The 7366-nt window shown below is 63.0% G+C and carries 8 protein-coding genes; 4 read left to right on the forward strand and 4 right to left on the reverse strand.

Annotated elements, in window-relative coordinates; translation table 11 throughout:
• From EOC06_RS42955 to EOC06_RS19935, 4 genes are all read right to left on the reverse strand, one after another.
• A partial coding sequence (locus EOC06_RS42955; RefSeq protein WP_245469823.1) for an ABC transporter ATP-binding protein occupies positions 1-458 on the reverse strand: 458 nt, incomplete at its 3' end.
• Complete coding sequence (locus tag EOC06_RS19925) at positions 451-1236, reverse strand: ABC transporter ATP-binding protein (protein ID WP_245469824.1); 786 nt, start codon at positions 1234-1236, stop codon at positions 451-453. The genes EOC06_RS19925 and EOC06_RS42955, both read right to left, overlap by 8 nt.
• Positions 1233-2408, reverse strand: coding sequence for a branched-chain amino acid ABC transporter permease (locus EOC06_RS19930; protein WP_128308588.1), 1176 nt, complete (start codon positions 2406-2408; stop codon positions 1233-1235). The genes EOC06_RS19925 and EOC06_RS19930 overlap by 4 nt, the downstream gene beginning before the upstream one ends.
• Before the next feature lies 1 nt (position 2409).
• Positions 2410-3393 (reverse strand): branched-chain amino acid ABC transporter permease, encoded by a 984-nt coding sequence (locus EOC06_RS19935; protein ID WP_245469825.1) that lies wholly within the window; start codon positions 3391-3393, stop codon positions 2410-2412.
• A gap of 118 nt (positions 3394-3511) precedes the next feature.
• Between EOC06_RS19935 and EOC06_RS19940 the strand changes: the two genes are divergently transcribed.
• The 4 genes from EOC06_RS19940 to EOC06_RS19955 form a co-directional block, all read left to right on the forward strand.
• Complete coding sequence (locus EOC06_RS19940) at positions 3512-4642, forward strand: branched-chain amino acid ABC transporter substrate-binding protein (RefSeq protein ID WP_127271535.1); 1131 nt, start codon at positions 3512-3514, stop codon at positions 4640-4642.
• Between the two features lie 93 nt (positions 4643-4735).
• A complete protein-coding gene (locus EOC06_RS19945) occupies positions 4736-5830 on the forward strand; it encodes an ABC transporter ATP-binding protein (protein WP_127809682.1) in 1095 nt (364 codons plus the stop codon).
• A complete protein-coding gene (locus tag EOC06_RS19950) occupies positions 5827-6726 on the forward strand; it encodes an ABC transporter permease (protein ID WP_128308589.1) in 900 nt (299 codons plus the stop codon). The genes EOC06_RS19945 and EOC06_RS19950 overlap by 4 nt, the downstream gene beginning before the upstream one ends.
• The coding region (locus EOC06_RS19955; protein WP_164898663.1) for an ABC transporter permease at positions 6723-7366 on the forward strand (644 nt) is incomplete at its 3' end. The genes EOC06_RS19950 and EOC06_RS19955, both read left to right, overlap by 4 nt.

A 7366-nucleotide genomic window follows, 5' to 3' on the forward strand; every position in this document is an offset into this window, starting at 1 on the left:
TCGCCGATCAGCGCGCGCGCCAGCGCCACCATCGCCTGTTCGCCGCCCGACAAAGTCCCGGCGACCTGGCGCAGGCGCTCCTGGATGCGCGGAAACAGCTTGCACATCTTGTCCAGTTGCACCCCGAAATTGGGTCCCCTGCCCGACACCGCGTCATAGCCCAGGCGCAAATTCTCCACCACGGTCAGGCCGGGGAACAGCCGGCGCCCTTCGGGAACGAGCCCGACGCCGAGCGACGCCAGGTTTTCCGTGCCGAGCGTCGCCATGTCCCTGCCCATCACCTCGACCTTGCCGCGCTGCGCCCGCACGACGCCGCAGACTGTCATGAAGGTTGTCGTCTTGCCGGCGCCGTTCGGCCCCAGCAGGCAGACCAGTTCGCCGGGGCGCACGCTCATCGCCACGCCGCGCAGCATCGGCACCGCGCCATAGGAAGTATCGACATCCCTGAGTTCAAGCATGGGCGACCGCCTTCCCGAGATAGGCTTCCTGGACGCGCGGGTCGGCTCGCACCGCCGCGAAGTCGCCCTCGGCGATCTTGCTGCCATAGTCGATGCAGGTGACATGCTGCGGGAACGCTTCGACCACCCGCATGTCGTGCTCGATCAGGACCACCGACAGAGCAGGGTTTTGTACGCGCAGCCGCGTGATGTCGGCCACCAGCGCGTCGGTTTCCGTATCGTCCATGCCGACCGAAGGTTCGTCGAGCAGCAAGAGCTTGGGCTGCGATGCGAGCGCTCGGGCAATTTCCAGGCGCCGCCTGTCGGCTTGGGCCAGTGTACTCGCTGGCCGGTAGCGTTGTTCGAACAGGTCGCCGGAGCCGAGCTTGAGCAGGGTTTCGGCCTTTTCCACGCAAGCCGCCATCTCGCGGCGCGATGCGCCAGGCCTAAACAGCGCGGTCAGCACGCCGGTCCTGGTGCGGGTGTGCATGCCGATGATGACGTTGTCGAGGACACTGAGGTCGGAGAACAGACGCGACGACTGGAATGTGCGGGCGATGCCGCGGTCGACAACTTCGTAGGACGGGCGGCCGGTGATCTCGGCGCCGTCGAAGGTCACGCGACCGGAGGTTGGCCGGTAGACGCCGGTCACGACATTGAACAGCGTCGACTTGCCGGCGCCGTTCGGGCCGATGACGGCGAGCACCGCGCCCTTGTCGATCGACAGGCTGACATCGTTGAGCGCGACCAGGCCGCCGAAGCGCATCGTCAAATTCTCGACCTTGAGAAGCGCGCTCACAGTCCGCCTCCGTAGCGCCGCATGCGTTGCGGGAACAGACCTTGCGGCCGGATCATCAGGAAGCCGATGATGACGACGCCGAAGAACAGCAGGCGGTAGTCGGCGAACGCGCGCAATTTCTCCGGCAGGATGGTCAGCAGGAACGCACCGACGATGACACCGAAAATATTGTCCATGCCGCCGACGATGACCATGGTCATGATGGTGACGGAGACCAGGAAGGTGAAATTGTCGGGAGAAATGTAGGAGACGTAGAAGGCGTAGATCGTGCCGGCGAAGGCGGCGAGAAAGGCGTCGACGGCGAAGGCCAGAACCTTGAACCACGCCACATTGATGCCTTGCGCCTTGGCGGCGATCTCGTCGGCGCGCAGCGCATTCCAGGCCAAACCGATGCGCGAACCGTGCAGCCGATCCGCGGTGACGATGGCGACGACGACCAGTGCGGCCGACAAATAATAGAAATTCGCCTGGCTCGGCAGCTTCCAGCCGAAGATCACCAGCGGATCGGCAAAGGAATGGCCGAACAGGCTGGGCGCCGGAATGCCGACCAGTCCGTTGGGTCCGCCGGTCCAGCTGAAATTGTTCAGCAATTGCTGGACCACGACACCGAAGGCGATGGTGACGAGCGCCAGATAAGTGTCGCGCGTGCGCATCGACGGGATGCCGATGATGAAACCGAACAGGGTCGCCGCCAGCGCCGCGACCGGCAGCGTCAGCCAGAAGCTGACGCCGAAATTGATCGCCAGCAGCGCCGACACGTAGGCGCCGATGCCGTAGGAAGCGCCGGTGGCGAAGTTCGGGATGTTGGCGCTGCCGAGCTGGAAATTGAGCGCCAGCGCCAGCACCGCATAAAGCTCGGCGACGATCAGCAGATGGAGGATATAGGTGTTGGATCCGACGAAGAACGGAAAGGCCAGCACGATGACCGCCGCAGTGATCATCGCCACGAGCGGAACCCGGGCAAAGCTCGCCAACGCATAGTCGGCGATCCACGGCAGCCTCTCCAGCAGATAGAAACCGAGGCCGAGCAAGGCCAGCAGGCCGACCACCTGCCAGCCGCCGTCGACTCTGAGGATGAGGTACAGGAACGCTGCCCCGATGATTTGCGAGGCGATGGCGAAGACCGTGGCCGCGGCTATGCCCGGCACGTCGGGTGAAGCACGACCCTGCATGCTAGACTTTCTCCATGACGGTGCGCCCAAGCAGGCCGGCGGGGCGGAAGATGAGCACGGCGATGACCAGCAGGAAGACGAAGACCAGCCGGTAGGAAGCGCCGTCCGGCACGAATGTCTGCGCCAGCACTTCGATGCCGGCAATGATCAGTCCGCCCAGTATGGCGCCCGGCATCGAGCCGAGGCCGCCGATGACCGCGGCGGAAAAGCCGAGCAGGCCGGCCATGACGCCGAAGTCGAACCGTGTCACGCCGGCATAGCTTGCGAACAGAAGTCCAGCGATGGCGCCGATAGCCGAGGCAATGAAGAACGTCGCACGGAAGACGCGTGCATCGCGGATGCCCATCATGCGCGCCACGACCCGGTCCTCCGAGGCCGCCCGGATGCGCAGCCCGAGCGGGGTCATGCGCAGGAAGACAAACAGCATGGCAACCAGCGCGACGGTCAGCACCACCACCAGCAGCGCGAACCAGCTGATGGCAACGCCGGAGATTTCGAAAGCCATGCCCGACACCAGGCGCGGGAAGGCATGCGGGTTCGATCCCTGCGGATAGAGATGGCGGATCAGCTCGCGGATGACGATGCCGAGCGCCACGGTCGCCACCAGCGCCATCATGGCGGGCGCATCGCGGAAGCGCCTGATGACCACCTTGTCCAGCAGGACGCCGATCAAACCGACGGCGAGCACGGCGACCGGAACCGCAAGCACCAGCCAGGCGGGGCCCGAGGCGCCAAGAGCGGTCGCCAACGCCTGGGCAAGCGCCAGCGTGATGAACGGCGCCGTCATCGCGACATCGCCGTGCGAGAAATGAATGACGTTCAAGACACCGAAGATCAGGCTGAATCCGATCGCCAGCAAGGCATAGATGCAGCCAAGGGTTATCCAGTTCACCAGTTGCTGGACAAGCAGTTCCGCCATGCGGTCGGTCTCTCGATTGAAGCCGCCGACAGGTATCAACCGCCATCCCGGGCGGACAGAACTCACGAGTCACAATTTCCGAATTTCGTCACTGAATACGCGCCCGTACACTGATGATCAGCCGACGATCACGATCGGCCGGGTCGCTACGACGGCGGCAGATAATTCTGTTTGAGGTGGAACCATGCAAAACAGGCGCAGTGCGCTTATCCGCGTATCGTCAATTCTGGCCGGCTCTCTGTTTGCCATCGCCCTGGGCGCCGCCCAGGCGCAGGCCGACCAGATCAAGCTCGGCTTCATCGGGCCGCTCTCCGGCGGCAACGCCCAGCAGGGCCTCGGCGCCCGCAACGGCTTCCTGCTCGCCATCGAGCAGGCCAATGCCAGCGGCTATCCGCACCAGGTGGAAGGCGTCGTGCTCGATGACGCCTCCGATCCGGCCGTCGGCGTTTCGGCGGCGCAGAAGCTGGTCAACGATCCCGCGGTGGTCGCGGCAACGGGGCATTGGAACAGCTCGGTCGCGTTGGCGACGATCCCGGTCTTCAACCGCTCGCAGATGCCGTTCATCGTCTGGGGCGCGGTCAGCCCGAAGATTACCGAACAGAACTTCCCGAACGTGACCCGCGTCACGCCGACGCTGGTCAACGAGAACAAACCGCTGGCCGAAGCCATCGCCAAGCAAGGCAAGATCAAGAAGATCGCCATCATCTCCGACACCACCGACTACGGTGCGGCCAACACCAAATGGTTCGGCGATTTCTTCAAGGCGGCCGGCGGCGAGGTCGTTTCTTCGGATGCCGCAGCTGTCGGCACGACCGATTTCCGCGCCATGCTGACGACCGCGAAGGCAGCGTCGCCCGACGCGGTCTATTTCGGCGGTGTCGTCACCGAAGCAGCGCTGGTGCGCAGCCAGATGGCCGACCTCGGCATGGGCAATCTGCCGATGTACGGAATTTCAGGCATCTACGACCCGAAATTCATCGAGATCGCGGGAGCTGCCGCCGAGGGCACCATCGCCGGAACTCCGGCCGTCCAGTCGAACCCCAAGCTCGAGGAGTTCAACAAGGCCTATGAAACCAAGGCTTATCCCGATCCTGCCGGCTCCTATGCGAAATATGCCTACGAGGCGACGCAGATCCTGCTTCAGGTCATCAAGGAAAAAGGCCTCGACGACAAGGAGGCGCTGAGCAAGGCCATTCGTGACATCCACCACGACGGCATTCTGGGAGACGTCTCGTTCGATGCCAACGGACAGACCAACATGGCCATCGACATCGACATGTTCGTCGTCCGCAGCGGCAAATGGGAGAAGATGTAACTTACCTGATCGACGCCGCGCCCGTTCTCGGTGGCGCGGCGTCGATCACCTTCATCGCCGAGCTCGCAAAAGTCCTGACCGGAGCGCCTGACCATGAATGACGAGGCTGGCCACGGCGCACCTCGAAAGGCCGTCGAGATCAAGGGCGTCTCCAAGGTGTTCGGCACCTATCAGGCGTTGAAGCCTGTTTCCTTCGACATCTACGACAACGAGTTCTTCACGCTGCTCGGCCCGAGCGGCTGCGGCAAGACCACCCTGCTGCGCATGATCGCCGGTTTCGAGCAGCCGACGGCGGGGCAGATTTTCCTGCACGGCTCGGACATACAGGGACTCCCCCCGCATAAGCGGCGGGTCAACACCGTCTTCCAGAGCTACGCCCTGTTTCCGCATATGAGCGTCGAACAGAACATCGGCTTCGGGCTCGAAAACCTCGGCTGGTCAAAGGGCCGCCGCGATGCGCGCGTCGCCGATATGCTTCGTCTCGTCCATATGGAGGCCTTTGCCGGGCGCAAGCCGCAGCAATTGTCGGGCGGCCAGCGCCAGCGCGTCGCGCTCGCCCGCGCCCTGGCGCCGGAACCGGAAGTGCTGCTGCTCGACGAACCGCTCTCGGCACTCGACCTGAAGCTGCGCCAGGCCATGCGCGACGAGCTGCGCATCCTGCAGCGCAAGACCGGCATCACCTTCGTCTTCGTCACCCACGACCAGGAAGAAGCGCTCGACATGTCGGATCGCATCTGCGTTCTCGGCGATGGCGAGATCCAGCAGCTTGGCACACCCGCGGCGATCTACGAGGAGCCGTCGAACCGCTTCGTCGCCGATTTCATCGGCGAGACCAACTTCCTCGATGCTGACGTGATTGCCGTGGACGGCGAGCAGGCAACCGTGAAAACGCAGCTCGGCATGACCTTGACGGCCTCTCACAAGAAAGCGGTCGCCGGCCAGAAGGCCTTCATCTCGATACGTCCGGAAAAAATCAGCCTGCCCGCGCAGGACAACCCGATCGCTGTCGACGGCACGATCATGAGCACCAACTATCTCGGCGGCTACACATACTATCTGATTGAAGCGGGCGGCACCAAGCTGCGCATCTCCAAGCGCAACAGCGTCAGCCGCGGCCAGATGTTCGAAATCGGGCAATCGGTAAAAGTCGGCTTTGCCGCCGAATCCGTGCGGATCCTCGGCGCATGAAGGCACACACAAAAAGTCCTGGCTGGAATGTCCTCGGCCTGCTGCCGGCCCATCTCATCATGCTGCTGACGCTGATCATCCCGATCGGCATCATCATCGTGGTGTCGTTCTCGACGCGCGGACCTTACGGCGGGTTCGAATATGTGTTCACCACAGCGCCCTACAAGCAGCTTTTGTTCAACGAAGGCTGGACCGGCGAGATGGAGTTCAATCCGCAATATCTCATCGTTGTTGCCAGAACGCTGGTCCTGTCGGCCGTGACAACATCGATCTGCCTGCTCCTGAGCTTCCCGGTCGCCTATTTCATAGCGCTGCAGCGGCCGGCGATCAAAGTGCTGCTGATCTATCTCGTCACGCTGCCATTCTGGGTTTCGATGATCGTGCGCGTCTATTCCTGGATCATCATCCTTGGCAAGGATGGTGTCGTCGAAAAGACCCTTCGCGGTCTCGGCCTCGTCGACAACATGGACTCGCTGCTGTTCGGCAACACCGCCATGCTGCTCGGTCTCGTCTACAGCTACATTCCGCTGATGATCCTGCCGATCTTCGCCTCGATCGAGAAACTCGACCCTGCGCTCATCGAGGCGTCGCATGATCTCTATGGCAACCGCGTCACCACATTGCGCCGCGTTATCCTGCCCCTCACCCGGCCCGGCATGATCGCCGGCGCGATCCTGGTGTTCGTTCCAAGCCTCGGCGCGGTCCTGGAGCCGACCCTGCTCGGCGGCGGCAAGACCATGATGATGGGCAATCTCATCCAGCTACAGTTCGGTGGCGCCCGCAACTGGCCGCTCGGCGCCGCCATCGCCATCGTGCTGATGGCCGCGGTCATGGTCTTCCTGATTTTCCAGGGTCTGCGCTCGATGCGCACCGAAGGCCTGGAGCGTGCGGCATGAACGCGGACGATGATGTCAGGCGCTATCCGGGCTTCGGTCTCTTCAGCGCGATCTTCTTCGCCTATCTCTATTTGCCCATCGCCGTCGTGGTGTTCTACTCTTTCAATGCGAACCGGATCGTCTCCAATTGGGGCGGCTTCTCATTGCACTGGTACGCCACCGCTTTGTCCAACGCCAACCTGATGACAGCGGTGAAGACCTCCCTGCTCGTCGCCACGGTCGCCACAGTCGCCTCGACCCTTGTCGCGTTGATGGCGGCATTGGTGCTGGTGCGCGGCCGCGATGTCCGGTTCCGCCGCATCTCCGAAGCGGTGGTGAACCTGCCGCTGCTCCTGCCCGAAATCGTCGTTGCTGTCGCCGTCCTGATCCTCTTCTCCGAGATCGGGCTCGCCAACGGAATGGTGAAGCTGATGATCGCCCACACCACCTTCTGCATCCCGTTCGCCTTCCTGCCGATACGCGCCCGCCTGCAGGGAATGGACTTCGATCTGGAGGAAGCCGCCCGCGATCTCTATGCAACCGGTTGGGTCGCCTTTCGTCGCGTCACGCTGCCGCTCATCCTGCCGGGTGTTTTCGCCGGCGCCATGCTCGCCTTCGTCATCTCGATGGATGATTTCATCACCAGCAACCTGTTGAATTC

Source organism: Mesorhizobium sp. M7A.F.Ca.MR.362.00.0.0, assembly GCF_004023175.1.
In the GTDB taxonomy this organism is placed as follows: domain Bacteria; phylum Pseudomonadota; class Alphaproteobacteria; order Rhizobiales; family Rhizobiaceae; genus Mesorhizobium.